Source organism: Streptomyces sp. NPDC001668 (assembly GCF_042893155.1).
In the GTDB taxonomy this organism is placed as follows: domain Bacteria; phylum Actinomycetota; class Actinomycetes; order Streptomycetales; family Streptomycetaceae; genus Streptomyces.
In genome coordinates, this window is the sequence record NZ_JBIAUQ010000009.1 from 86,089 (window position 1) to 109,285 (window position 23,197).

General features: G+C 69.7%; 19 protein-coding genes and 4 pseudogenes. 10 read left to right on the plus strand and 13 right to left on the minus strand.

The features are described from left to right. Positions 1 to 219 precede the first annotated feature (219 nt). Positions 220 to 1,272 (plus strand): ferritin-like protein, encoded by a 1,053-nt coding sequence (locus tag ACFYZ8_RS26430; protein ID WP_388539697.1) that lies wholly within the window; start codon positions 220 to 222, stop codon positions 1,270 to 1,272. Between the two features lie 138 nt (positions 1,273 to 1,410). Continuing rightward, positions 1,411 to 1,509: pseudogene (locus ACFYZ8_RS26435) on the plus strand (IS5/IS1182 family transposase); the annotation flags it as partial. 76 nt (positions 1,510 to 1,585) lie between these two features. Here ACFYZ8_RS26435 and ACFYZ8_RS26440 read toward each other — a convergent pair. After that, positions 1,586 to 2,168, minus strand: a pseudogene (locus ACFYZ8_RS26440) (IS6 family transposase); the annotation flags it as partial. A gap of 1 nt (position 2,169) precedes the next feature. Here ACFYZ8_RS26440 and ACFYZ8_RS26445 point away from each other — a divergent pair. After that, positions 2,170 to 2,295, plus strand: a pseudogene (locus tag ACFYZ8_RS26445) (IS6 family transposase); the annotation flags it as partial. Between the two features lie 882 nt (positions 2,296 to 3,177). On the opposite strand, the gene ACFYZ8_RS26450 reads toward ACFYZ8_RS26445, so the two are convergent. After that, positions 3,178 to 3,714 (minus strand): hypothetical protein, encoded by a 537-nt coding sequence (locus tag ACFYZ8_RS26450; RefSeq protein ID WP_388539695.1) that lies wholly within the window; start codon positions 3,712 to 3,714, stop codon positions 3,178 to 3,180. 346 nt (positions 3,715 to 4,060) lie between these two features. On the opposite strand from ACFYZ8_RS26450, the gene ACFYZ8_RS26455 reads away from it, so the two are divergent. Beyond that, positions 4,061 to 4,312 carry a hypothetical protein gene (locus ACFYZ8_RS26455; protein WP_389050131.1) on the plus strand — a complete coding sequence of 84 codons (252 nt, stop codon included), beginning with the start codon at positions 4,061 to 4,063 and terminating at the stop codon, positions 4,310 to 4,312. A gap of 96 nt (positions 4,313 to 4,408) precedes the next feature. On the opposite strand, the gene ACFYZ8_RS26460 is transcribed toward ACFYZ8_RS26455, so the two are convergent. The 8 genes from ACFYZ8_RS26460 to ACFYZ8_RS26495 form a co-directional block, all read right to left on the minus strand. After that, positions 4,409 to 4,786: a hypothetical protein gene (locus tag ACFYZ8_RS26460; protein ID WP_388539690.1), complete on the minus strand. Its 378-nt coding sequence runs from the start codon at positions 4,784 to 4,786 to the stop codon at positions 4,409 to 4,411. Between the two features lie 823 nt (positions 4,787 to 5,609). Then, positions 5,610 to 6,392, minus strand: a complete 783-nt coding sequence (locus tag ACFYZ8_RS26465; RefSeq protein WP_388539687.1) for an SDR family NAD(P)-dependent oxidoreductase — start codon at positions 6,390 to 6,392, stop codon at positions 5,610 to 5,612. Continuing rightward, positions 6,389 to 7,360 (minus strand): fumarylacetoacetate hydrolase family protein, encoded by a 972-nt coding sequence (locus tag ACFYZ8_RS26470; RefSeq protein WP_388539684.1) that lies wholly within the window; start codon positions 7,358 to 7,360, stop codon positions 6,389 to 6,391. The genes ACFYZ8_RS26465 and ACFYZ8_RS26470 overlap by 4 nt, the downstream gene beginning before the upstream one ends. Positions 7,361 to 7,503: 143 nt before the next feature. Further along, positions 7,504 to 8,442 carry a VOC family protein gene (locus ACFYZ8_RS26475; protein WP_388539681.1) on the minus strand — a complete coding sequence of 313 codons (939 nt, stop codon included), beginning with the start codon at positions 8,440 to 8,442 and terminating at the stop codon, positions 7,504 to 7,506. A 9-nt stretch (positions 8,443 to 8,451) separates the two neighbouring features. Beyond that, positions 8,452 to 9,477: an amidohydrolase family protein gene (locus ACFYZ8_RS26480; RefSeq protein ID WP_388539678.1), complete on the minus strand. Its 1,026-nt coding sequence runs from the start codon at positions 9,475 to 9,477 to the stop codon at positions 8,452 to 8,454. Then, positions 9,474 to 10,640 (minus strand): FAD-dependent oxidoreductase, encoded by a 1,167-nt coding sequence (locus ACFYZ8_RS26485; protein ID WP_388539675.1) that lies wholly within the window; start codon positions 10,638 to 10,640, stop codon positions 9,474 to 9,476. The genes ACFYZ8_RS26480 and ACFYZ8_RS26485 overlap by 4 nt, the downstream gene beginning before the upstream one ends. 508 nt (positions 10,641 to 11,148) lie before the next feature. Further along, positions 11,149 to 12,120, minus strand: coding sequence for a cyclase family protein (locus tag ACFYZ8_RS26490; RefSeq protein WP_359040034.1), 972 nt, complete (start codon positions 12,118 to 12,120; stop codon positions 11,149 to 11,151). Continuing rightward, on the minus strand, positions 12,117 to 13,097 hold the full coding sequence (locus ACFYZ8_RS26495; protein WP_388539673.1) for a fumarylacetoacetate hydrolase family protein: 981 nt from the start codon (positions 13,095 to 13,097) through the stop codon (positions 12,117 to 12,119). Before ACFYZ8_RS26495 ends, ACFYZ8_RS26490 begins: the two co-directional genes overlap by 4 nt. A gap of 121 nt (positions 13,098 to 13,218) precedes the next feature. On the opposite strand from ACFYZ8_RS26495, the gene ACFYZ8_RS26500 reads away from it, so the two are divergent. Next, positions 13,219 to 14,184: a LysR family transcriptional regulator gene (locus ACFYZ8_RS26500; RefSeq protein WP_359040038.1), complete on the plus strand. Its 966-nt coding sequence runs from the start codon at positions 13,219 to 13,221 to the stop codon at positions 14,182 to 14,184. Positions 14,185 to 14,295: 111 nt separating this feature from the next. On the opposite strand, the gene ACFYZ8_RS26505 is transcribed toward ACFYZ8_RS26500, so the two are convergent. Continuing rightward, a complete protein-coding gene (locus tag ACFYZ8_RS26505) occupies positions 14,296 to 15,609 on the minus strand; it encodes an MFS transporter (protein WP_388539670.1) in 1,314 nt (437 codons plus the stop codon). Positions 15,610 to 16,320: 711 nt separating this feature from the next. On the opposite strand from ACFYZ8_RS26505, the gene ACFYZ8_RS26510 reads away from it, so the two are divergent. From ACFYZ8_RS26510 to ACFYZ8_RS26525, 4 genes are all read left to right on the plus strand, one after another. After that, the gene (locus ACFYZ8_RS26510; RefSeq protein WP_359040042.1) at positions 16,321 to 16,599 is read left to right on the plus strand and encodes a polyprenyl synthetase; all 279 of its coding nucleotides are present in this window, start codon (positions 16,321 to 16,323) and stop codon (positions 16,597 to 16,599) included. Continuing rightward, positions 16,589 to 17,644 (plus strand): polyprenyl synthetase family protein, encoded by a 1,056-nt coding sequence (locus ACFYZ8_RS26515; RefSeq protein WP_388539667.1) that lies wholly within the window; start codon positions 16,589 to 16,591, stop codon positions 17,642 to 17,644. Before ACFYZ8_RS26510 ends, ACFYZ8_RS26515 begins: the two co-directional genes overlap by 11 nt. 83 nt (positions 17,645 to 17,727) lie before the next feature. Continuing rightward, entirely contained in the window at positions 17,728 to 18,888 is a 1,161-nt protein-coding gene (locus ACFYZ8_RS26520; RefSeq protein WP_388539664.1) for an oxygenase MpaB family protein, read from the plus strand. A 415-nt stretch (positions 18,889 to 19,303) separates the two neighbouring features. Further along, positions 19,304 to 19,474 (plus strand): hypothetical protein, encoded by a 171-nt coding sequence (locus tag ACFYZ8_RS26525; RefSeq protein ID WP_037706792.1) that lies wholly within the window; start codon positions 19,304 to 19,306, stop codon positions 19,472 to 19,474. Positions 19,475 to 20,103: 629 nt separating this feature from the next. On the opposite strand, the pseudogene ACFYZ8_RS26530 reads toward ACFYZ8_RS26525, so the two are convergent. After that, positions 20,104 to 20,660 (minus strand): annotated as a pseudogene (locus tag ACFYZ8_RS26530) (adenosine deaminase). Positions 20,661 to 20,828: 168 nt separating this feature from the next. After that, complete coding sequence (locus ACFYZ8_RS26535; RefSeq protein WP_359040176.1) at positions 20,829 to 21,416, minus strand: helix-turn-helix domain-containing protein; 588 nt, start codon at positions 21,414 to 21,416, stop codon at positions 20,829 to 20,831. A 74-nt stretch (positions 21,417 to 21,490) separates the two neighbouring features. Here ACFYZ8_RS26535 and ACFYZ8_RS26540 point away from each other — a divergent pair, with 74 nt between their 5' ends. Continuing rightward, complete coding sequence (locus tag ACFYZ8_RS26540; protein WP_388539661.1) at positions 21,491 to 22,321, plus strand: class I SAM-dependent methyltransferase; 831 nt, start codon at positions 21,491 to 21,493, stop codon at positions 22,319 to 22,321. Positions 22,322 to 23,197: the final 876 nt, after the last annotated feature.

Genomic DNA, 23,197 nt, shown 5'->3' on the forward strand with positions numbered 1-23,197 from the left:
GTGACAGCAGTCGACACGGGAATCCCTACCGGGCGATAGGAATTCCTCCCCGAGCACCGCTTCGACGTATCGCAACCCACGACCACCGTACGGATGAACTCTGCCAGCGCGGTCTCGCACCTCCAGTGACGCACACCCGCCGTATTTCACAATGAATCAAAATCCCCCGTGAGCGAGAAGGAGACCACTGTGTCCACGGTTCTCAACTATCGAAGCAATATGATCGTCGAACTGATGCGGATGCCCGCCGAGGAACACGACGAGCTGTGGCTGAAAAACGCACTGCAGCAGGCAGTCCTGCTGGAGCTGGCGACGCTTCCCCCTTACTTGTGCGGTCTCTGGTCGATCGAAGATCCGGACCGTGACGGCGACGTCTCCGAAACGATCAAGGAAATCATCTTCGACGAGATGTCCCACATGGGCCTGGTCTGCAACATGCTCACCACCATCGGCGGCACCCCCCGGATCGCCGACGCGGCACTGGTGCCGAAATATCCCGGCCCACTGCCCGGCGGCGTACGGCCCGAGCTGTCCGTTTCCCTCACCGGCCTGACGAGGGAGGCGGTCAACATGTACTCCCAGATCGAGAGGCCCGACGACCCTGTCGTCGAGGACGCGGAAGTCCACACGTCCATCGGGGCCTTCTACACGCAAATCCTTGAAGCGTTCCGGAACCAGCCGCAGCTCATCAAGGGAACCAAGCAGGTCACCAGGGACATGTCGTTCCACGGCATGGGGAACGATGTCGTCGCCCTCACATCGCTGGATGACGTAGATGCTGCCATCACGATCATCAAGGAACAGGGGGAAGGAACTACCTCGTCGCCGGACAACCCCTTCCCGGGGCAGCCGGGGGAACTGGCCCACTTCTACTCCTTCCGGGAGATTTTCCACGGCCGAAAACTGGTCTTGGTGTCAAGCGACCCGCAGCGGTTCGACTTCCAAGGCGACGAGATTCCCATGCCACGCACCTCCCGCATGGGGACAGTCCCCACCGGCGGCTGGGAGCAGGGAGGGATTCCGATCTCCAGTGAGGTGCGTGGACTCCTTGACACCTTCAATCAGCACTACAGTGCGATGCTTCGGTCCCTCGAAAACGCCTGGGGCGCTGATCCGTCAAGTACGCCAACATCGGCACAATTCCTGAACCAAGCCGTCAAGGAGATGCGCAAAATGGAGACTCCGGCGCGGCAGCTGATGCAGATCCCACTGTCGGATGGCAGCGAGATGACCTTCGGTCCGGAATTCCGGTACGTCGAGGCCGGAGGGTGACACAGAAGATCGGACCGGCACACAATACGGACCCGCCGACCGGTTCGTGGGAGGCCCGGTTCAGTGAACATCCTGGGGTCTGAGGAGTGAAACAGGCTGGTCAGATGGGGTGACGTGGCGAAGCCCCTCGTCGTTGGTGTGGTGATCTCACTCAACACGCCGACGGCCGGGGGGCTCGTTGGTTCCGTATCCTCCACGCTCGACGTCCCGCACGAGCTGGTCGAGCATGTCTCGTGGCGGCGCTGTGACGTTATTGGGTGAGTAGGTGTCTGATGGTGCGTCGGGCCTGGTGGAACCCGGGTCCGGGCTGTGCTCAGGCCGTGGCAGCGACGTCGGCGACGCCGGTGATCTGCTCCCAGATTGCGAAGCGGACGGTCATCTCGGCGCGGTAGTCGTGTGCAGGCATCAGGTGTCGGCGGGGTCGGAAGTGGGGTGAGACGCCGCTGAACGCGGAGAGGAACCGCTGTGCCCCCGCCCACTGAGCGGAAGCCTTTCATCGCCCGTTCGCGCTGCCTGGTGGGCTGGTGGCTGTTCTCCGCCCGGTTGTTGAGGTACTTCGACTGGCGGTGCTCGACGCAGGGCATGACCTCGCGGTGGGCCGCGCCGTAGGAGCGGAGCTTGTCGGTGACGATCACCCGCGGCACCGCGCCGGTCTTCTTCAGGAGTCCGCGGAAGAAACGTCTGGCCGCGGCCTTGCCCCGACGGTTCTGCACCAGGATGTCCAGCACGTTGCCGTCCTGGTCGACGGCCCGCCACAGGTACCGCTGCTCGCCGTTGATCTTGATGAAGACTGCGTCCAGGTGCCACTTGTCCCCAGGCCGGGGCTGCCGGCGCCGCAGGGCGTTGGCGTACTGCTGCCCGAGCTTGCCACACCACCGCCGCACCGTCTCATAGGAGCTGTCATACAAGGGCCACCGGTACCCGGTCGAGGTCATCTCCCACTGCGTGTGGCTTCACCACCGCTTTCCGCTGTCGTTCCGCGAGGTCGAGGAACTGATGCTCGAGCGCGGCGCGACCGTCTCCCTGCGGTGGACCGGCGGCCGGCCTTCCCGCGCGGCACGGCGACGGGCCGCCTCCTTCTCCGCACGCAATGTGATCCTCGCGAGATCGGACTTGATCCTGGGCGTCTCGTACGGCTGGTCGCCCTTGCCCGTCATCCGGCGGTGCTGCGGGTGAGCCGCACTCGCATGGCCTGCCGCAGCTCCCCCGCCCCCCGACTGGTCGTGGGCCGACTCGCATGCCGCCCCAGACAGCACGCGTTGTGGTCGACCTTGGCACTGCCGTAGTCACCGTGATGCGGGCCTGGCCAGGCAATCCCGCCGACCAGGTGGTAGAGCTCGGTGTCCGCGAAGAGCCTCGCCGGATAGTCCCCCGGCATCAGCGCGATCCACACCCGCTCCAGCGACGGATCCTCGCCCTACACCACACCAGCCGGATCAGGGCCGGACTGGGACCGGTAGATGTTCACACCGTCGAAGTCCACGGTGCGGTGACGCTGCGTCGCCAGGGTGCAGCGCGGACACGTTACCGTCGGCTTGCGCCCCCACAAAGGGACCAGATCCTCGCCCCGCCCCTGCTGGGCAGGAACACCCACGTCGGCTCAGCCTCCCGTTACATGTATCCCGGCAGCCCGGCCGCGAATGCGGCCAGACAGCACATAATGCAGCAACTCCCAGGCCAACTGCAGGCATTGACGCTCCCACAGCCGTCACGCGACGCCGCGGCGGGACCGGCTGGACGCCATCCGCGCGCGCAGCACCGTCGGTTGATGTCGAGCTAAGACGCCGTAGCGGAGGCGGATGTCGCGTACGAGGCGGAGCGGCACCCGGACAGGGTGGACGAAGTCATCGGGAAGCCAGCGACCGTAGCAGCGCGGCTCGGTTCGGGTACGGGGTGGTGGGTGCTTCACCAGGTGTGGGCGACGTCCACGACGAGGTGTCCGGCCTGCGGGAGTACGCGGAAGGGCAGTCGGGCTCGTAGTCCGAGTCCGAATTGGGACTGGCCTTCGAAGGTGCCGGCGAACTTGGCGTCGCGGAAGGTGCGGTAGCCGGTGAGGTTCACGCCGGGCAGCAGCTTGCCCGCCCGGCCGGGGTAGGTGGGGGTGCCGGAGTCGATGTCGTAGGCGGGTGCGCGCACGATCACTTCGAGGATGGCGCCGCCGCTGACGGGGATGCTGTGGCCGGTCGGGTCCTGGATCAGCTGGTCGACGTACCGCACGCTGTAGCCGAGCTGGTCGGCGGGCGCACCGGGGACGTCGATGACGAACCGGTCATAGCAGTCGTGGCGGCCGGTCCTGGCGTTCGTGACGTAGTGACCGGCCGTGCTGGCCGAGTTCGTCTTTCCGACGCTGCCCCAGCCGGCCGGGCAGACGGTCGCCGCCTGCGTGGCGGAGGCGGTGTCGGCCATGGCCGGCACCGTGGCCGCTCCCAGCGTAGTGGCCATGAGAGCCGCCGTAGCCCAGACTGTCCTATTTCTTACCATCTCGTCCCCCAAGAGGGTGAATGTCCTGTTAGGGGAGACAGCTGGATTGGCCGCAAGGTTGCACGTTTTTCTGCCGGAAGTATGGAGAATCCGATGCCCGGCGCCCCGACGACCCACTGCTGCACGCCCCGGCGCGGGGGTCGGCCCGCAGGCGGGCCTGAGACGTGGGCCGTCCCGGCCCCGGGCGATCAGGAACGCGCTCCGCTCAGCCGCCCGGTCAGTCGCGTTCTGTGCGAACGGGGCCCGTGCGCCCCAGGGCCAGTCGCTGTCTGTCTTCACCTTGGCGCACCTGCTGGGCTTCGACTTGATGCTCAGGATCAGGAACTGGAAGGGGCCGGCCTTCTACCGGCCCGACACGGCGACGGCAAGGGATCCTTCGGCGCGCGGGTGGGGATCGCCACCGGCTGGCAGGGCTATAAGGGCCTCGTCTGGACAACCAGGTGGCGGGCCGTGGCGCACGAGCAGGAACCGGCCCGCCGCTTCAAGGTGTTGGGCCGTTAGGTCGAGCGTGCTCCAGCCGGTTCCGATCCGGGCGAGGCCCGGGCGGACGGTGTGCTGAGCATCCATACCGGCCGCACGACCGGGGTGGCGAGAACGGGACGCCGGGACCGGTGTGGTCCGGCCCGGCGGTCGCTCCTCCGTGGCGAAGGGGGCGCTACGGCCGGTCGAGAGTGATGGAATTGATCGGCGTGAGGTTCTCGTACGCCCAATCGTCCTGGAAGAGGATCTCGACGCAGTTGGTGCCGCCGTAGTTCTTGCACAGGTGGGCGGTGGCGCCGCCGTACTGGTTGTTGAGGACCGCATGCTCCCCGTACTGGTTGCTCAGGTTGTGGTAGCCGTAGCTGGAGTACTGGACCGTCGGGTGCGGGTCGTCGAAGGGTTCGACACCCTGGGCCCAGATGCACACGTTGCCGGACCTGCATCCGTACACCGTGGAGTCACCGGCGGGCGCGGCCTGGGCGGCGCCGCTCATCGACAGCACTGCCGTGGCGGCGGTCGCCAACGCGGCGGTGGCGCTCATCACCTTGCGCATGGTTCCCCCTAGCGGGTGGCCTGCGTCGTCGCAGGCCGAGCTTCGACTTGACGGGAGCAGCCTGTTCCGGGGGGACGGTCGGGGTCGACGGGTTTCCTGTTGCCCGTTTGGAGGTCGGCAGGGAAACCCCGTGTGAGCTGGGGTTTCTCGGACGGTGGTCAACCGGTGGATCAGACGGGGCGACCGGTCGGCGGGCACGTGACCGCTTCACACGGCACCGGATTCCGGTAAACGCAGGAGGAGACAGTGCGCAAAGCCGTCATCGGCCTGTTCAGGCCCTGACAGCGGTACTCGCAGGAGCACCGCTCGCCACCACCGACCACACCCAGACCACCGCCTGCTGCGGGGCGGCGGCGGTGTCTCCCGTTCAGCGGATTGGCGGCAGGGCCGCCGCGTGCATGTGCCCGTGGCCCGGCCGAGGTCGGCGACGACCGCCGCGATCTCCCCCGGAGCCAGGAGGGCGCGCTGGGAGATCACCGTGCGGTGGCCCTCTGCTGGAAGTAGTCGCGGGTCGGTGACGTGGCCATCCCGCAGGACGCCCTGATGCACCAAACTCACGACCACGGCCTTCGCGCTGATCCACTCTGTGACCCGCCGACTCCAAAAGTCGGCGTAGGCGTCGCCCGCGACGCCCGCGGCCGGTGGCGCCACCCCGCACGCCTGCACCGTGCCGGACCCGGCCTCTCCCCCGCCGACGCGCAGCACGACCTTCGTGACGAGACGCTGGGTTTTGAGCGCGGACTCGTGCCGCAGGTCGCCGCCGACGGCGATCGCGCTCTCGGCCGCGAACCGCGGCGCCGCCGCGCATCCCTGACAGCCGTATTCAATTCGCCTTTGAACTCGCAGCAGTCGGTCCGGCAGCAGTCGGACGCAGAGCGTCCGAGATGGACTTGACGCCGCCGTGCGCGGTGAGTCCGCCGTCGACCGGGATCTCGGCGCCGGTGATGAAGGAGGAATCGTCGGACAGGAGGAAGACCACGAGCGGGGCGACCTCGTCCTCCGTGCCGGTGCGGCCGAGAGGGGTCTCCCGGATGTTCGCCTCGCGGAAGGCGGGGGTGGCGGAGGCGGTCATCTCGGTCTCGATGAAGCCGGGGTGGATCGTGTTGACACGGATGCCGCGCGGGCCGAGCTCCGTGGCCGCGGTCTTCGACAGGCCGCGCAGCGCCCATTTGCTGGTCGTGTAGGCGACCGGGTAATGGCCGCTGAGCGCGGCGGCAGAACCGACGTTGACAATGGACGAGCCGGACGGCATCAGCGGCGTCAGGTGCTGGATGCCCAGCAGCGGGCCGGTGACGTTGACGGCGTGGACACGGGCGAAGTCGTCGGGGGTCACTTCGTCGAGGCGGGCGCGCCAGGTGATGCCCGCGTTGTTGACCAGGCCGTGCACCTGGCCGTACGACTCCCTCAGTTCGGCGGCCAGCTGTGCCCAGTGCTCCTCGTCGGTGACGTCGAGGCGGCGGCAGCCCGGCGCCCGAGCCACGTCGGTGGCGATGACGTGGGCGCCCTCGCGGGTCAGGGCCTTGGCCTCGGCGGCGCCCTGACCGCGTGCGGCGCCGGTGACGACGACGACCTTGCCGAGGAGTCTCTTGGGGTGCAGGTCGTTCACGGCCGCTCCCGGGTGCGGCGGCGGGCGGTCGGCAACGGCTCGGGCTCCCTGCCCGCGATCACGGTGTTGGAGACGGTGCCGATGCCCTCGACGGTGAGGGTGACGGTGTCTCCCGGCTTCAGCGGGGGCGGGGACTGCTCGCCCCGGACACCCCACAGTTCGGCGAGGCAGCCGCCGTTGCCGCAGGTGCCGGAGCCGAGGACGTCGCCGGGGCGGACGACGGTGCCGCGCGAGGCGTAGGCGACCAGTTCCTCGAAGGTCCAGCTCATGTTGGACAGCAGGTCCCTGCCCACGACCTCGCCGTTCACCGTGGCGGTCAGTGCCAGGCGCAGGAAGCCGTCCGCGTCCCGGTACCGCTCCAGTTCGTCGGCGGTGACCAGGTAGGGGCCCAGGGTGGTGGCGGTGTCCTTGCCCTTGCAGGGGCCGAGGCCGACCTTCATCTCGGCGGACTGCAGGTCACGGGCCGTCCAGTCGTTGAAGACGGTGTAGCCGACGATGTGGTCGCGGGCCTGCTCGGGGGTGAGGTCGCGGCCCTCCTTGCCGATCACGGCGGCGACCTCCAGCTCGAAGTCGAGCAGGCTCGACCCCGGGGGCACGGGGATGTCGTCGTGCGGGCCGTACACGGCGTAGGGGTTGGTGAAGTAGAAGGTCGGCGCCGCGTACCACCGCTCCGGCACCCCGGCGGCCCCGTCCACGGAGCGCCGTACGCCCTCGACGTGTTCCTCGAAGGTGACGAAGTCCCGCACGGTGGGCGGCTGGAGCGGCGGCAGCAGCCGCACTTCGGAGACGTGGGGGCCGGCCTGGGCGTCGAGCAGCCTGGTGCCCGCGTCGAGCAGTTCCGGCGTGCTGCCCGCCTCGGTGAGCAGTCCGGTGAGGCAGTGGACACCGGACAGGGGGCGGAGGGTGCCGTCCTTGTCGATGACGGCCACATGGTGTTGATCGCGGTGTTCGTAAGTGGCGAAGCGCATGGCAGGGTCCAGTCGGCGTGGGGCGGGCGGGCAGGCACGAAGGAGCCGGGGGCGCGGAGGTCAGTCATGACACGGAGTTCAGTCATGACAGGACAGCGGATCACCGCGCCCCCGGTGGCCGGAGGATCTTGCCGGCCGGGCGGTCAGACCGGCGGGGCGACGAACACGCCGCGGTCGACGTCGTTGAACGACTCCTTGACGATGAGTTCGTTCATCGGGTTCGCCGTGCCCCACTGGTCGGTGACCTCGGGCTGGGAGAAGTCGTAGACGTGGGGGTGCCAGGTGTCCTCGTCCAGTTCCTCCAGCTCGGTGGTGTACTCGACGGTGTTGCCGTGCGGGTCGAGGAAGTACGTGAAGGTGTTGTCGCCCGCCAGGTGCCGGCCCGGGCCCCAGAGCTTGCGGGCGCCGGAGCGGATCACACGACCCGAGCCGCGCATGTACTCGTCCAGGCCGCGCATCTCGAAGGAGACGTGGTGCAGCGAGGTGTGCGGGCCCTTGGCGATGGCCATCGAGTGGTGCTGGTTGCTGATCCGCATGAAGTGCATGACCTCGCCCATGTGCGGATGGCCCAGCGTGTCGGAGAGACGGAAGCCGAGGTGGCGCTCGTACCACTCGCGGGTCCTGTTCAGGTCCGGGGAGTTGAGCACCACGTGGGACAGACGGACCGGGATCGCCTCCTTCTCCTCCACCCTGCGGTGCTGCCTGGACTCGACGTCGGCGGAGACCTCGATGGTGCGACCGTCGACGTCGAAGAAGCGGAAGCCGTAGCCACCGCCGGGGGTGTCCACCTTTCCCGGCTGGGAGATCAACTGCACGCCCTGGGTGAGGAGTCGCTCGGCGAGGGTGTCGACGTCGGCCGGGCTGCCCGCCCCGTAGGAGACCAGGTCGAGGCGCTTCTCGTCGGCCTGGCGCAGCCGTACGACGTACTGCTCGGGGCTGCCCTCGGCGGCGAGGAAGGAGATCCCGGAGTCCTCGGAGACCTTGGTCAGGCCCCAGACGCCGGCGTAGAAGTCGAGCTGCTTGTCGTAGTCGGGCACGGCGAGGTCGACGTGCCGCAGGTGGGTGAGCAGGCGGTTGCTCATGGGGCCTCCTCAGGCGAGGTTGAGCAGGGTGGCGGCGTTTTTGCCGCGGATGGCGTGAAGGTCGGGGTCGGGCAGGTCCGCGGCGCGCAGCGCGCCCAGCGGGTCGTCGGTGCCCATGTCGAAGGGGAAGTCGGAGCCGAGCAGGACCCGGTCCGGACCGGCGGCCCGGACCAGCTCCCGCAGCACGTGCGGGTCGTGGACGAGGGAGTCGAAGTACAGCTGCTTCAGGTAGCTGCTCGGCTCACGGGCACAGTCCCGGGCGTCGGGGCGAACCCGCCAGGCGTGGTCGGAGCGGCCGATGTGGGCGGGAAGGTAGCCGCCGCCGTGCGCCGCGATCAGCTTCAGACCCGGATGGCGGTCCAGGACACCGGAGAAGATCAGGTGGGAGAGGGCGACGGCGTTCTCGGTGGGCTGGCCGACCGTGTTGGACAGGTACCACTGGTCCAGGCGCTCGTCGAGCGTGCAGCCGAACGGGTGCAGGAAGACCAGGGCGCCGGCCTCCTCCGCGCGTGCCCAGAAGGGGGTGAGCCGCGGGTCGGACAGTTCCACCGCTCGTGTCCCGCCCGGCCCCGGCGCGTGCGAGGACAGCTCCACGCCCCTCAGTCCCTGGTCCAGTGCGTGGTCGAGCAGGGCGACGGCGAGGTCGGGGTGTTGCAGGGGAACCAGCCCGAGGCCGTGCAGCCGGTCGGGGGCCTTGGCGCGGTGTGCCGCGGTCCCCTCGTTGGCCAGCCGGCAGACCCGCTCGGCCAGCCGGGGCTCGGCCCAGTAGTGGTAGTGCGACGGCGAGGGGCTGACCAACTGCACGTCCACGCCGGCCGCGTCCATGGCCGCGAGGCGCACGGTGACGTCCGTCAGCTTCGGCACGCGTGCGCCGACCATGGGACCGTTCACGGCCAGGGCCGCCGACCCGTTGCGACGGGCGTCGAGGTCGCGTGCCTCGGCGAGGCCGGGGTGACCGGCGACGGCCTCCTCGACCTCCGGGAGCAGGAGGTGGGCGTGGACGTCGATCGTCGGTGTCGGCAGGGGCTCGGTCACGGGCGTTCCTTCAGCGCGTTCATGGTGCGGCCCACCAGTCCGGGCACGTCCGCGTCGCGCACCCCGTCGAGCAGCCACTGGCCGAGCTGGACGGAGGCGTCGACGACCATGCGTACGCGGGGCAGGCGTCGTGCGTGGTAGTCGGTGAAGAGCTGGTCGTCCCAGTCGCTTCGGGTGGTGAGCAGCTCGGCGAGGACGGAGGCGTCCTCCAGGGACATCGCCGCGCCCTGGGCGAAGGTGGGCGGGCAGCAGTGGGCGGAGTCCCCGACCAGCACGACCCGGCCGCGGTGCCACGGGCCCTCCACGAGGTGGCGGTGGAACCAGGTGTAGTTGACCTTGGCCGGGTCGTCGATGTGTTTCGTGATCTCGGGCCAGTAACCGCCGTAGGCCTGGGCGAGCCGGCGCATCTCGTCCGCGTAGGTGGCCGGGTCGATGGAGGCCCGGTCGCGGCCGGCCTCGACGACGTACGCGTAGATGGTCTTCTCGCTGGTGGGGCAGTAGCCCGCGATGTAGGCCGGGCCGCCGTACGCCAGGTCGGTGCGGTCCAGGCCCTCGGGACGGGGGGCCGCGATGCGCCAGATCGCCATGCCGGTGGGCTCGGGTGCGTCGGTGATGCCGACCGCGGTGCGCGTGGCGGAGTTCAGGCCGTCCGCGGCGATCACCAGGTCGTAGCGGCCCTCGGTGCCGTCGCTGAAGCGGACCGAGACGCCGTCGGCGTCCTGCTCCAGGGTGTCGACGATGGTGCCCAGGCGGACGGTGGCGCCGGAGGCGCGGACCGCGTCGATGAGGATCTGCTGGAGCTGCGGGCGCTGCATGCCGAGGGTGGCGGGCAGGTCGTCGCCGCCGGTCTGGAGGTCCTCGACCACGAAGAGGACGGTGCCGTCGGGGGCGGCCACGCCCAGCGAGCCGAAGGCGAATCCCGAGGCGCTCACCTGCTCCCACACGCCCAGTTCGCGCAGGACGCGCAGGGCGTTGCCCTGGAGGGTGATACCGGAGCCGGTGGTGGCGTTCCAGTCGGGCTGGGCCTCGATCAGGTCCACGCTGACACCGGCACGGCGCAGCAGGATGGTGACGGCGTTGCCGGAGGCGCCCCCGCCGATGACGAGGACGGTGGGGCTCCCCCCGCTCGAGCGAGGTCGAGAGTGGGTGAGGGTGTCAGCCATGTCGGGGAAACCTCCCGAGGTTGGGCCGCGCGGCTTCGGGCGGCGGTGTGCGGCTCGCCCGCTGGCAGCGCGGGCCGGGGGTGGGGACGGGGTGCGAGCTGGGGACGGGGTGCGAGGGGACGGGGTGCGAGGTGGGACGGTGCGCGGGGCCGGGTGCGCCGCTGCTGTCGGAGGAGGGTGGCGCCGCACGCGGCGGGTGAGCGGGTCGGCGCCGCTGGTCTGCGGCTGGGGCCGAGGCGGTCGGAGGCTGGGGCCGAGGCGGTCGGAGGAGGGTGGCGCCGCACGCGGCGGGTGAGCGGATCGGCGCCGCTGGTCTGCGGCTGGGGCCGAGGCGGTCGGAGGAAGGTGGCGCCGCACGCGGCGGGTGAGCGGATCGGCGCCGCTGGTCAGCGGCTGGGGCCGGGGCGGTCGGAGGCTGGGGCCGAGGTGGTCGGCCGGCACCGGGTTGGCGGCTGGGCGCTGGGAGTCCGAGCGGGGCGACGGCCGGGCCCGTCGGCGGCCGGGCGGGTTACTTGACGGCGATGGGGTTGACCGGGGAGCCGACGGCTCCGGTGATGGGCAGCGGTGCGGCGGTCAGCCAGAACTCGTACACGCCGTCGGCCGCGCAGTCCTCGGCGAGGTCGTCCAGGTCCCACATCTCGCCGATCAGCAGGCCCATGTTGGGGATGACGACCTGGTGCAGCGGCTGGAAGGCGCCCTCGAACTCGTTGGGCCGTACCTCGAAGCCCCAGGTGTCGGTGGCGATCCCGGCGATCTCGCTGCCGTGCAGCCATCCGGCCGTGGTGAACGACAGACCGGGCGCCGGGCCGCCCGCGTAGTCGCCCCAGCCGTCACGCCGGGCGCGGGCGAGGCGCCCGGTGCGGACGAGGACGATGTCGCCGCGGCCGACGCTCACGCCGTGGGCCTCGGCGGTCGCGGTCAGGTGCTCCGTGGTGATCGCGAAACCGTCGGGCAGTTCCGGCGTGCCGTCGTCGTCACCGACGACCCGGGCCACGTCCAGCAGTACTCCGCGACCGGCGACGTGGGGGGCCATGTGCTCGATCCCGGTGACCAGGTCGCCGGCGGAGGTGACGACCTTCTCGGCGTCACGTCCGTTCCATGCCTTGCCGTGGTCGAAGATGTGCCCGAGGCCGTCCCACTGGGTGGAGCACTGCAGCGGCATCGCGATCACGTCGTCCGCGCCGCCGATACCGTGCGGGAAGCCCTGGTTGCCCAGCGCCGCGTCGGTGCCGGTGTCGAGCATGGTGTGCACCGGGTTGGTCCGCCGGCGCCAGCCCTTCTGCGGGCCGTCCATGTCGAACCGCTGCGCGAGGGAGAAGCTCACGCCCCGGCGCACCAGTGCCGCGCCTTCGCGCCGCTTGGCCTCGTCGAGGAAGTTCAGCGTGCCGAGCACGTCGTCCTCACCCCAACGCCCCCAGTTGGAGTACACCTTGGCGGCCTCGGCGATCGCCCCCTCCGGGTCGTGGCGGTCCAGGCTCATGACTTCTCCTCCACGCAGCGGGTGCGCTGCACGCCCAGACCGGTGATGGACCCCTCCATGACGTCACCGTCGCGCAGCAGCCGTCCCCAGTGGATGCCGTTGCCGGCCGGGCTTCCGGTCAGCACCAGGTCGCCGGGCAGGAGCCGGGAGGTCTGCGAGATGTACGACACCAGCCGCGCGACGCCGAAGAGCATGTCCTTGGTGGACTCGTCCTGCATCGTCTCGCCGTTCAGCTTCAGCGTCACCCGCAGGTCACCGGGGTCGGTGACGGACTCGGTCGGCACGATCCAGGGCCCGAGCGGAGTGAAGCCGGGGGCGTTCTTGCAGCGCAGCCAGTCGGTACCGATCGCGGGCATGTCCGGCCGGAAGACGGTCGCGCGGTCGGTGAGGTCGTTGGCGATCGTGTACCCGGCGACGTACTCCAGGGCCTCCTCGACGGAGACCCGGTAGGCGGACTTGCCGATGACCGCCGCCAACTCCAGCTCCCAGTCCGGCTTCTTCGCCCAGGAGGGGAGTGCGACGTCGTCGTACGGGCCCGCGATGGTGCTGGGCAGCCCGATGAACACGTACGGCAGGTCCTCGGCGGCCCGGCGGTCCATGAGCGCGGCGATCTCCGCGCGGGCCTCCTCCACGGTGCGCGGGTCGTCGGGCGAGCGGTGGGCGACCTCCAGGTCGATCACATGCTGGCGGTAGTTGGCGCCGGACTGGAAGATCTGGCGCGGCTCGACGGGAGCGTGCACATGGAGGTCGTCGATCGGCAGCCAGTCCAGGGTGTCGTCGTCCACGAGGGTGTGCAGGAGGGGAAGGGCCTCCTCCCAGCGTTCCAGCACGGCGCGCGTCCCGGACGGTGCCCAGTCCAGGGTCCGCCTCAGGTCGAGTACACGGTCCCGGGCCGCGAGTCCGGGGAACGGTTCCCCGCCCTGGGCGGCGAGCGTGCCGAGCACGAACGGGCCGGCAGGTTGCGCGAGCGTTGCCATCAGATTTCCTCCCGCTGGGTTGCGGTCTACTCTGAACCTGATCGTTGAATCACGGAAATCAATCCTGTGGATGCGTTTCATCCATGGCATGGATGCCTCTTGCTGGCGTAGGTGGTGCCCGGTGAACCTGTCCCGACTCGACCTCAATCTGGTCCTCGCGCTGCGCGCGCTGCTGGAGGAGCGCAATGTGACCCGGGCCGGCGAGCGCGTCGGGCTGAGCCAGCCCGCGATGAGCGCGGCGCTGTCCCGGCTGCGCCGGCACTTCGACGACGAACTGCTCGCCCGGACCGGCAACGTCTATGAGCTGACACCGCTCGGTGTCGCCCTGCGCGACCGCAGTGCCACCGCGTGCGACCTGCTGGAACGGGTCTTCTCCAGCCAGGCCGAGTTCGACCCGGCCGCCGAGGTCCGCGAGTTCACCCTGCTCGCCGCCGACTACGGCGCGGCCGTGTTCGGCGCCGCTCTCGCCCGCGTCCTGCACCGGGAGGCGTCAGGGATCCGGCTCACCTTCCAGAACCCGGCACCGTCCGTCGTGGACAACACCGCCACCGTGCTGAGCACCGTCGACGGACTGCTGATGCCGCACGGCGTCATCGACGGCTTCCCTTCCGTCGACCTCCATCAGGACCGATGGCTGTGCCTGGTCGCCGACGACAACCCCGAGGTCGGCGACGAACTCACCCTGGACCATCTGGCCCGCCTGCCCTGGGCCGTCTACCAGCGCCCCTACGACGCTCCGGCCGCCCGCCAGCTCAGCATGCTCGGCATCAGTCCCCGGGTCGAGGTGTCCGTGCAGACCTTCCAGCTGCTGCCCCACATGGTGGAGGGCACCCGGCGGGTCGCGATGATCCAGGAGCGCCTGGCAGTCAAGGCGGTCCGCTCCGCCGCGGTGCGCGTCCTGCCGTGTCCCTTCGACGCCGTACCGGTGCAGGAGGCGATGTGGTGGCATCCGGTGCACACCCAGGACGCGGCCCATATCTGGCTGCGGCAGAAGGCCGCGGAGGTGGGCGCGACACTGACGGGCCACGGCACGGCGGAGGCACCGTCCGCCGGACAGGGCGCCGGGCCGGCGCCTGGCCGGCTCTGACCACGACCCGGGACCTGCACGGCCCGTCCCCATGGGCCGCCGTGGGGACGGGTTCTGCGGCGTGCGGCCGGTCCGCGGCGGAGTTCGCTGCGTCTGCAGCGTCTGCTGTGCTCAGGCCGCCTGCTCCGGCAGCGGTTCGGACACGACGGCGTCCGCATGGCGGCGAGCCGCCGACAGTCCCGCCGCGACAAGCGCTGCGGCCAGCCCCAGCGTGCCCACCGCACCGGCGAGAGAGCCGACCGCCGACTCCAGGCCCAGCAGCACCAGCGGACAGACGAACGCACCGCCGAAGAAGGCCGACGTCCACAGCCCCGTGCCCCGGCCGCGGTCCTCGAACGCCAGCCGGGACATGGCACTGGTGAGGAGGGCGGGCAGCAGCATGCCCGTACCCAGACAGTTGACCACCGCCCCGACGACCAGCAGCGGGGCGCTGCCCGCGAGGAACATCACCCCGAAACCGGCCGCGCAGACCGCGAAGACGACCGGCAGCATCGGCTCCGGGGCCCGCTTCAGCCGGACGAAGATCACCGCTCCGGCCACGGTGGCGGCGCTCGCGATCGCTGTGGCCGGACCGATGGTGCCGGGGTCCTCCACACCGAGGTCGTCGAGCAGGTACGCCATCTCCACCGGGACCGTGTAGAAGACCATCGCTCCGAAGAAGGTGAGGGCGCAGATCCCCGCCAGCGGCCGCCAGGGGAACGGACGACTGGTCATGGCCACGGCCGGGGCCTTGTGGGTGGCCGCGCGGGCCACGTGGGTGGACGCACGGGCCACGTGGGTGGACGCGCGGGCGGCCGGGCTGGGCAGAGCGGCGGCCATCAACGGCGCGATCACCAGGCTCACGGCGTAGATCCAGAAGGGCACGCGCCAGCCCGCCGCGCCGACGGCTCCGCCGACCACGAAGAAGGCGGTCGCCGACGCGGAGGTACACACGGCCTGCAGCGCCAGGTACTTCGCCCGCTGCCGGCCGCTGTAGTAGTCGCCGATCAGGGTGGTGCAGCAGGTCATGATGGCGGCCTCGGCGACACCGACCAGGGCGCGGCTGGCGATGATCGCGCCCAGCGAGTCCAGCCAGAGCGGAGCCGTTCCGAACACGGCGTACAGGACGGTCGCCACGATCAGCAGGCGCTTGCGGCCGAGCCGGTCCACGATCACCCCGGCGAAGGGTGCCAGCAGTGCCAGCGACAGCGCCGGAACCGTCAGCGCGAGGGGCACCAACGCCTTGGCCCCCGGCGTCGAGGTGAAGTGATCCTGCATCCTCGGCAGCACCGGGGCGATCAGCACCGCACCCAGGATCGGCAGACAGCTGCCCGCCATCAGCAAGGTCAGGCGCACCACATGAGCGGGGCCCGACACGGCGACGGGTGACGGAGCACCGCCGTCGACCGCGGCGGCGGGCGGGGGCGGGGGCACGGAACCGGGCATGGCGACTCCAAGGGACGGCGTACGAGGGCGGGCATGCCTTCTCGGGCGCCGACGGCGCACGGCATGCTGGGGACGACCGCACGTCGGCGGCTGGTCCGGACAGCGGCGCGCGGGTAGCGACGACTATGGGCCGCCGGGGGCCGCACCACCACCCTCCGCGCGATCCGGATCCCGTATCCGGCCCATCCACGGCGTGGATGGGCCGACCAGTGGGGCGCGACATCCTTGCGGAGGCTTGTCCCCGTGCGGGAGGTGATGTCGCGCTCTCCAGGGCTTCGAGTGCCACTCTGGCGAGCGCCGAACTGGTCGGCCGGCTCCGGCCAGGCAGGACGTAGCCCATCCCCCGTCAACACCCTGTCACCCGACCGTCCCCGGACACCCGTTGGTACACGGCGGGCATCAACAATGGATTTGCCCGCCTCCCCCGGCGTCGCACCTTCCAGGTCTGGTAGGCACCGGCGGCCCCCTCGTACTCAAGAACCACCGGAGAGAAAACCGCCCGTGGCCGGCGTCAAAGACACGGATCCGCCTCGCGCCGGTGATTCGTCCGCGCGTTTGAAGGGCGGCGGTTGGGGATGTGCTGGCCGTACATCCATTCGGTGTGATCGCTCATTGGTGAGTTCCCCCTTCTCTCCGCCTGGTGTGGCAGGACGCTGGAAGAGCGCGGCGGGCAACTGGCGCCTTCACATTCTTCCGTGGGTGGGGGTAGGCATGACTCGGGGAGCGGAACGCTCTGTAAATCCGGAACAGCACGTGGTGCTGTTGGTGGCGGGGCTGGCCGATCTGGCGGTGAGCACCTTGGGTTCGGCGCTCGGCACGGTGCGAGGGCTGTTTCATCGGTCGGACACGGCGGAGTTGGCGGCTGAGGCCGAGCAGGAGTTGATCGCGCGCGGGCGTCTGGTGCTCGACCGGTACGCAGCCGCGCCCCCGGCCCATCTGGAGGTGCTCGCCCGGCAGGCCATGGCCCGGCGGGCCGGCGATGGTGTCTGAGCGCTGGGAAGCGGCCGCGTTCAAGGCTCGCGTGGATGAGGTGCTGTACGACTTCGTCGGGCGGGAGGCCGACGAGTTCGCGGCGGTCGATCCGGCTCTGCATCCCGTCGCCCGGCAGCTGGAGCAGGCGGTCGCGGACGGCAAGCGGCTGCGGGCGGCGTTCTGCTACTGGGGCTGGCGTGCGGCCGGGCAGCCGGACAGTGCCGCGCTGGTGCGGGCCGCGGCTTCCATGGAGCTGGTGCACGCCGCGGCGATCGTGCATGACGACCTCATCGACGACAGTGCGCTGCGCCACGGCCGGCCCACCGCACACATGGCCCTGCGGAGCGCGTCACGGTGCCGCCCGCGAGCGGCGAACGCGGCCCGCTCGCTGGCGATGCTGGTCGGGGATCTGCTGATGTCGCTGGCCGGTCAGCTGTTTGTCTCCAGCGGCCTGCCCGCCGCCTATCTCGGCCGGGCCCGCCCGCTGTGGGCGGCGCTGGCCCGCGAGCTGATCGCCGGTGAGTGCCTGGAGATCCTGCACACCGGAGCAATGCCGGACACCTCCGCGTCGCTGAAGGTGATCCGGTACAAGACCGCCAAGTACACCGTCGAGCAGCCCCTGTTGATCGGCGGCGCGCTGGCCGGCGCCGGTGAGCGGCTGCGCGAGGGGTATTCCGCGTACGGGTTGCCGCTGGGCGAGGCATTTCAGCTCAGGGACGATCTGCTGGGCCTGTTCGGGGATCCGGAACGCACCGGCAAGGCCAACCTGGACGATGTGCGCGGCCACCGGCCCACCGCCTTGCTGGCGGAGACCTGGCGTATCGCCGGTGGCGAGGAGCGTGAGCAGTTGGGTGCCCTGCTGGGCCGACGCGACCTGGACGGAGACGGTCTGGAGGCCGTACGCGCGCTGATGCTGCGGTTGAAGGCGCCGGACCGTATCGAAGAAATGATCACCGCGCGGGTCGAAGAGGCCACGCGCTGCCTGCACGACCTGAACCTTCCCGGGCATGCCGCCATTGCCCTGACCGCGCTGGCTCAGTCGGCGGCGGTACGTCACCACTGACGCGCTCGCACAACGGCAGCGGCCCCGCGCCACCTCGTGCCCGCGAAGGCACCCGCTCGCCCCACAGATCAAGGAGCCCTGCGATGAGCTACACCGAGGCGTCGATGGATGCCCTGCGCCAGGCCGGCGACGAACTCGCCGATGCCACCGTCGCCGCCCTGTTCGAACGCGGCGAGGTCGGAACGTTCAACACCCTCATGCGGTACGTGTCCACCGCCGGTGCTCCCCTGCCCGACGGGCTGCCCGACGTGGCCCGGGAGTACCTCCAGGTCACCAGCGCCCCGCCGGCCTGGGTGGACTGGGGTGAGATGGAGCGGGCCCGCCTGTTCTTCATCGACAACAACGTGCACATCTCCACCGCGCTGTCGTTCGCCTCCATGCCGGCCTGCTACGTCGTCCCGCACGTGGCACGCCTGCTGTCGGCCACCCACGGACTGAAATACCCCTCCAGGAGGATGGCGGAGACGGGGCAGTTCACCGTCTACCTCATGCAGCCCGGCGCGTTCGAGGGCGGCAGCCGCTTCATTCCGGCCGCCCAGAAGGTCCGCCTCCTGCACGCCTCCATCCGCCAACACCTCAAGCGTGAGAACCGCTGGGACACCACCACACAGGGCATGCCGATCTGCCAGGAGGACATGATCGGCGGGCAGATGTTCTTCTCCCTGCTCGTCCTTGACTCGCTGCACCGCCTCGGCATCCACATGTCCACCGAGGGCGCCGAGGCCTACTTCTACGCCTGGCGAGTCGTCGGCGCGATGCTCGGCGTCGACCAGGACACCGTGCCCACGACCCTGGAGGAGGCCCGCGCGTTCCTGGACCTGTACATGATCCGGCACATGGGGCCGTCCGAGGAGGGCGCGCATCTGACCCGGCAGCTGATCGACCTGTACGAGGACGTCGTTCCCGGCACGTTCTTCGACCCGATCGTCTCCGCGCTGATCCGCCACCTGATCGGCGACACCTGCGCCGACTGGCTTCAAGTGGCCCGCACCCCCTGGGACACCGCCGTGAAAGCAGTCCCCCACCTGCTCGGGATCCTCGAGACCATCGAGGACCGCTCACCGCTCGGGGCCTGGGCCCTGGACCGCCTCGGTCACCTCACTACCATCCTCGAACTGTCCTCCCTCACCCGCGGACGCGTCATGCACTACGCCATCCCCCAACAACTGAAGAACGACTACGGCATCACCGGCGCCGTGCCCCGCACCCACCGCTGGACCCCACCCGCACCCAGCAACATCTGACACGGTCCAGACAGAACGCCACGGTCACAACGACCGCGACGAAGGGGGCAAGGCCCGACTGCCACGGGAACTCACCATTGCGTCGATCTGCCCGCCGCGCCGGCCCAGGCGGAAGCAGCCCAGCTCCACACACATGCCATTGCCGCAGCGGGTGGAGGGTTCCGCGACTGCGTTTCCTGCAGAGGCCTCCAACTGAAGGCCGGCACGCGACGCCGACCACCGGAATCGTCCTGGCGACGGAACACCGCCGGGATACGACCGTGCAGGCAGACCGGCTGCCGGCCACCAGCCCGCGGTGAGATAAACGCCGTGGAGGAACTGAGTCCAGTTCCCGCAGGAGCAGTGAAAAAACCAGGGAAATCGACCGTGTGTTCTTACATTCGCCGGGCACAAGGAGCGGCGGAGGTTGATAACTATGGTTCCCCTGCTTGTGGTTCTTCTGCTGGCTCTGCTTCTCTTCGGCGCGGGTTTCGCGCTGAAGGCACTGTGGTGGCTCGCCGTCATCGTGCTGGTCGTCTGGCTGCTGGGCTTCGTCATGCGCTCCGCAGACGCGGGCGGGCGCAAGGGCCGCTGGTATCGCTGGTAACCCGCCAAGCAGCAGCATGCCTGTGGCTCCGGACGTATCCGGAGCCACAGGCATGTCCCGGATCGGGACATCTCTCCCGTAAAACGGTGTAACGGCTACCTTCCGGGAACTTGGCCCTCACAGCTGGGGCCCGGCGGGCAGTTGAATCTGCTCTCCTCCATACCACCGGACCCCGACGTGAAGGCGAACGCGGTGGCACATGGGGAAAGCCGTGCAGCTCGGCTGTGCCGCCGCGATGCTCAACGGCTGATCCACCCCGAGCCCCCTCGTCGAATCGGAAGATCAGCCAATAGAGCGCCACACAGCGAGCCGCTGCGCACATTGCCGCACAGGCCTGCCATCACCCCTCAGCCACCACCGCTCGCCCGGACTCAACGCTCCCGCGCCGGGTCGCCCCAAGTCATTGTTCAAAGCTGCTGGCGGACCAATGCGCGACAGTTGATCACCCGAGTCCAACCGGCAAACCAGTACAGCGTCTTACCTCTCAGCTGCTCAGCCATTGATCGATTTCTGCGCTGACCTGCGGTTTCAACTCTGCTGGAGCGAAGCTGCCCTCGACCGAGGCACGGGCCACGTTAGTGTTCACGGTGACCGTCAGACCGGCCTCAACCAGGCGCGGCAGCGGGTGCTCACTCCAGCGGCACACGACGTGTCCGCAACTCGGCCACCAGAGCCGGGTCCTCCAGCGCCCGAATGCCGTGGCCTATCTGCTCCACGTTCCCCACCATCAGGGCTTCCCAGATGCTGGCTGGCCCGGCCGTCTCCCCCGCCTGGTGCACCAGATGCAGCCCTGCCTCGCGGGCGGCCTGGAGCACCTCGGCGAACGGCGCCGCCGGTGCCGGATAGCCAGTTCGAGGCTGCGCCACAGCTGGTCGACGGAGTGACGCCGCGAGTGGTCCAGGGTCACCGGCGTTTGGACACCGTACCGCTCCGCACCGACAGCCAGTCCCTCCAGCACCGCTTCCAGCGGCATGTCTGGATCACCGAGGCGCTCGCCGTGAGCCGCCGCGGTGAAGGTGACCTCCGCGTAGCGGACACCCTGGGCCGCCTCGTCCTGGCAAAATTCCTCTGCGATACGGCGGAAGTGCCGACGGTCTCGGAGCAGCGCACGTACCCTGGCCCGCTGGTCGGCGAACTCCCTGAAGCTGGTGAACGGCCGGTGCTGGACGGGCGATTCGCCTCCCATCGCGCGGATCGTAGCGCGACGGATGGTGCTTTCCAGGTGGGTGTGCAGGTGGGCCTTGGACAACAGGAAATGATCTCTCGCGGCAAGACTTCAGACAGTCGAGACCCGCAGCACTGCTTGCCCGCACCCTGCTCCAACGGCCGGATACTTACGACCTGGGCGCTCAGGTCACGACTGGGGCGGTTGCAAGGCGCCGACGAGGACGGTGGTCACCATCTTACGGATGGCGGTGGTCTGCGGTGGGGCGCTCGTCCGGTCGGCGAACAGCAGGTGCCCCGCCCCGACGAGGGTGGGGGCGAGTGTGTCGATGTCGGCGTCGCCGGCCAGACGCCCCAACTCCCGCTCGGCAGTGAGGTATGCGGTGATCATGGCGGTGCCCTGCATGGCCAGAGGGATGCCGGTCAGACCGGCCTCACGCAACCGGGCGCGAAGGCCGTCGCGGAAGGTGATGAGCGCGACGATCGCCACCGTGACCGGCCCGAACAAGTCCTGCAGCGCGTCGGCGATGTTGTCCACCACACTCCCGGTACCGGCGGCCGCGCGCAGAGTCGTGGTCCGGACCTCGATGTCGCGGACGCGGTCGAGGACCAGTTCTGCCAAAAAAGCGTCGAAGTCGGTGAAGTGCCGGTGCAGCACACCCTTGGCGCAATTCGCCTCCTCCGTGACCGCCCGGCTGGTCAACGCGTCCGGCCCGTCCCGAAGCAGGACACGCTCGGCGGCTTCGAACAACTGGCCGCGCACGTTGTGGATGTGCACCCCTGACGGCATTGTCTCCCCTTTCCGCGCCGCCCCGCCTTAACAAGTGGGCAACCGCCCATTACTGTGGGCGCATGCCCACTTTATCGCAGGGCCAGCCGGACAAGTCCGGCCCCGAGCCCCACCGCCACCGGCAGACGGCCGAGTCGTTCGGTGTGGATGCCGAACGCTACGACCGCGCCCGACCGCCGTATCCCCAGGCCCTGGTGGACAGAATCATCGCGGCAAGCCCCGGTCGGCACGTCCTCGACGTCGGAGCCGGGACCGGTATCGAGGCCCGGCAGTTCCAGGCCGCCGGCTGCACGGTGCTCGGTGTGGAGCCCGACGAGCGGATGGCCGCCTTCGCGCGACGCAGCTGTGTCGAGGTCGAGGTCGCCAGGTTCGAGGACTGGCAGCCGGCCGGGCGGCAGTTCGACGCGGTCATCGCCGGCACCGCCTGGCACTGGGTCGACCCCGTCGCCGGCGCGGCCAAGGCGGCACAGGTGCTCCGGCCCGGCGGCCGACTCGCCCCCTTCCACCACGTCCCCCAACTCCCGGCCGAGGTGGTCGACGCCCTCGCCGAAACACTCCAACGCGTCGCCCCCGATTCCCCGTTCAACCCCGGCCTGCTGAGAGGCTCGGCCGTGGACGCATACCAGCCACTGTTCGCGAAAATCGCCGACGGAATCCGCCAGACCGGCAGCTTCAGCGAGCCGGAACAGTGGCGCTTCGCCTGGGAGCGCACCTACTCCCGAGAGGAGTGGCTCGACCAGCTCCCCACCTTCGGCGGCCTCACCCAACTCCCCGCGGACAAGTTGGCGAAGGTCCTGGACAGCGCCGGGACCGCGATCGACAGGCTCGGCGGCCACGCCACCGTGCCCTGCACATCCGTCGTGATCACCTCGACCCGCTCCAACACGCCCTGACCACGACTTGCAGCCGGGGAAGGTTCCCCGCCTTCTTGCGCCGGGCCTCGGCGGCCCGGCATCTCCGCGCCGACCAGTGGATTCCGCGATGCGCACGCTTTAGGCGGCTGCCTACGGTTGAGCGGGACATCGACCGCCGACCTGTCCCACTCAACCGTGGGCATCGCAGGTCAGAACCGCGCCCTGCCCACAGTTGTCTGGGACAGGACATAAGTTCCTCGAAGCGGAACTGGACGAGGCGGCGACCGGCAACACCGCTGACTCCACTGGACGAGGCGTATATCGCGCCTGCCGATGCTTTTTACTCTGTGGTCTGCCAGGTGATCGCCGACTTTCCGCTCAAGCCCCGCACGACGTCGGGGCGACTCCGCGCGATGCACTGGATCCTAGGCTTCTCGCCGACGCTGTGGCGGAGAGCGCCGTCATCGTGGAACGGGAGAGGGGCGCCAGCTGGAGATCGATCGGCCAGGCCGCGGACAGCACCAAGCAGAGTGCACACGAACGGTGGGCCGACGCCGGCCACTTGTGGACTCTGCACGGCCGCCGACGGCGCCGCATGCTCGGACCGCTCGCCGACGCCCACGCCAGGGATGAGTGGTATGCGGATCTGACCACGGCGAACGAGAGGTATCCGACCGCCGACTACGTGATCACCGCCGGCCTCGCAGCGACCGACCCATGCAACGTTGTCGAACGGCGAGCCGCGGACAAGTCGCGATCCACCGCCCAGAGCCTCTACCGGCGTCTGGACGAGCTACGGCAAAAGAGCACCACGGCATACTCAGCATCGTTCGAAGCCATCGGCACGGATGGCCATACGGGCCGCCCGGCGGCGGTGGGCAGACGTCCACGTCACGATGGCCGAGGCGTTCGACG

Coding starts and splice junctions, on each gene's coding strand:
- ACFYZ8_RS26430 (WP_388539697.1), top strand. CDS start 220: ATGATCGTCGAACTGATGCGGATGCCCGCCGAGGAACACGACGAGCTG.
- ACFYZ8_RS26450 (WP_388539695.1), bottom strand. CDS start 3,714: ATGGCCACTACGCTGGGAGCGGCCACGGTGCCGGCCATGGCCGACACC.
- ACFYZ8_RS26455 (WP_389050131.1), top strand. CDS start 4,061: ATGCTCAGGATCAGGAACTGGAAGGGGCCGGCCTTCTACCGGCCCGAC.
- ACFYZ8_RS26460 (WP_388539690.1), bottom strand. CDS start 4,786: ATGCGCAAGGTGATGAGCGCCACCGCCGCGTTGGCGACCGCCGCCACG.
- ACFYZ8_RS26470 (WP_388539684.1), bottom strand. CDS start 7,360: ATGCGCTTCGCCACTTACGAACACCGCGATCAACACCATGTGGCCGTC.
- ACFYZ8_RS26475 (WP_388539681.1), bottom strand. CDS start 8,442: ATGAGCAACCGCCTGCTCACCCACCTGCGGCACGTCGACCTCGCCGTG.
- ACFYZ8_RS26485 (WP_388539675.1), bottom strand. CDS start 10,640: ATGGCTGACACCCTCACCCACTCTCGACCTCGCTCGAGCGGGGGGAGC.
- ACFYZ8_RS26490 (WP_359040034.1), bottom strand. CDS start 12,120: ATGAGCCTGGACCGCCACGACCCGGAGGGGGCGATCGCCGAGGCCGCC.
- ACFYZ8_RS26495 (WP_388539673.1), bottom strand. CDS start 13,097: ATGGCAACGCTCGCGCAACCTGCCGGCCCGTTCGTGCTCGGCACGCTC.
- ACFYZ8_RS26505 (WP_388539670.1), bottom strand. CDS start 15,609: ATGCCCGGTTCCGTGCCCCCGCCCCCGCCCGCCGCCGCGGTCGACGGC.
- ACFYZ8_RS26510 (WP_359040042.1), top strand. CDS start 16,321: ATGACTCGGGGAGCGGAACGCTCTGTAAATCCGGAACAGCACGTGGTG.
- ACFYZ8_RS26515 (WP_388539667.1), top strand. CDS start 16,589: ATGGTGTCTGAGCGCTGGGAAGCGGCCGCGTTCAAGGCTCGCGTGGAT.
- ACFYZ8_RS26520 (WP_388539664.1), top strand. CDS start 17,728: ATGAGCTACACCGAGGCGTCGATGGATGCCCTGCGCCAGGCCGGCGAC.
- ACFYZ8_RS26525 (WP_037706792.1), top strand. CDS start 19,304: ATGGTTCCCCTGCTTGTGGTTCTTCTGCTGGCTCTGCTTCTCTTCGGC.
- ACFYZ8_RS26540 (WP_388539661.1), top strand. CDS start 21,491: ATGCCCACTTTATCGCAGGGCCAGCCGGACAAGTCCGGCCCCGAGCCC.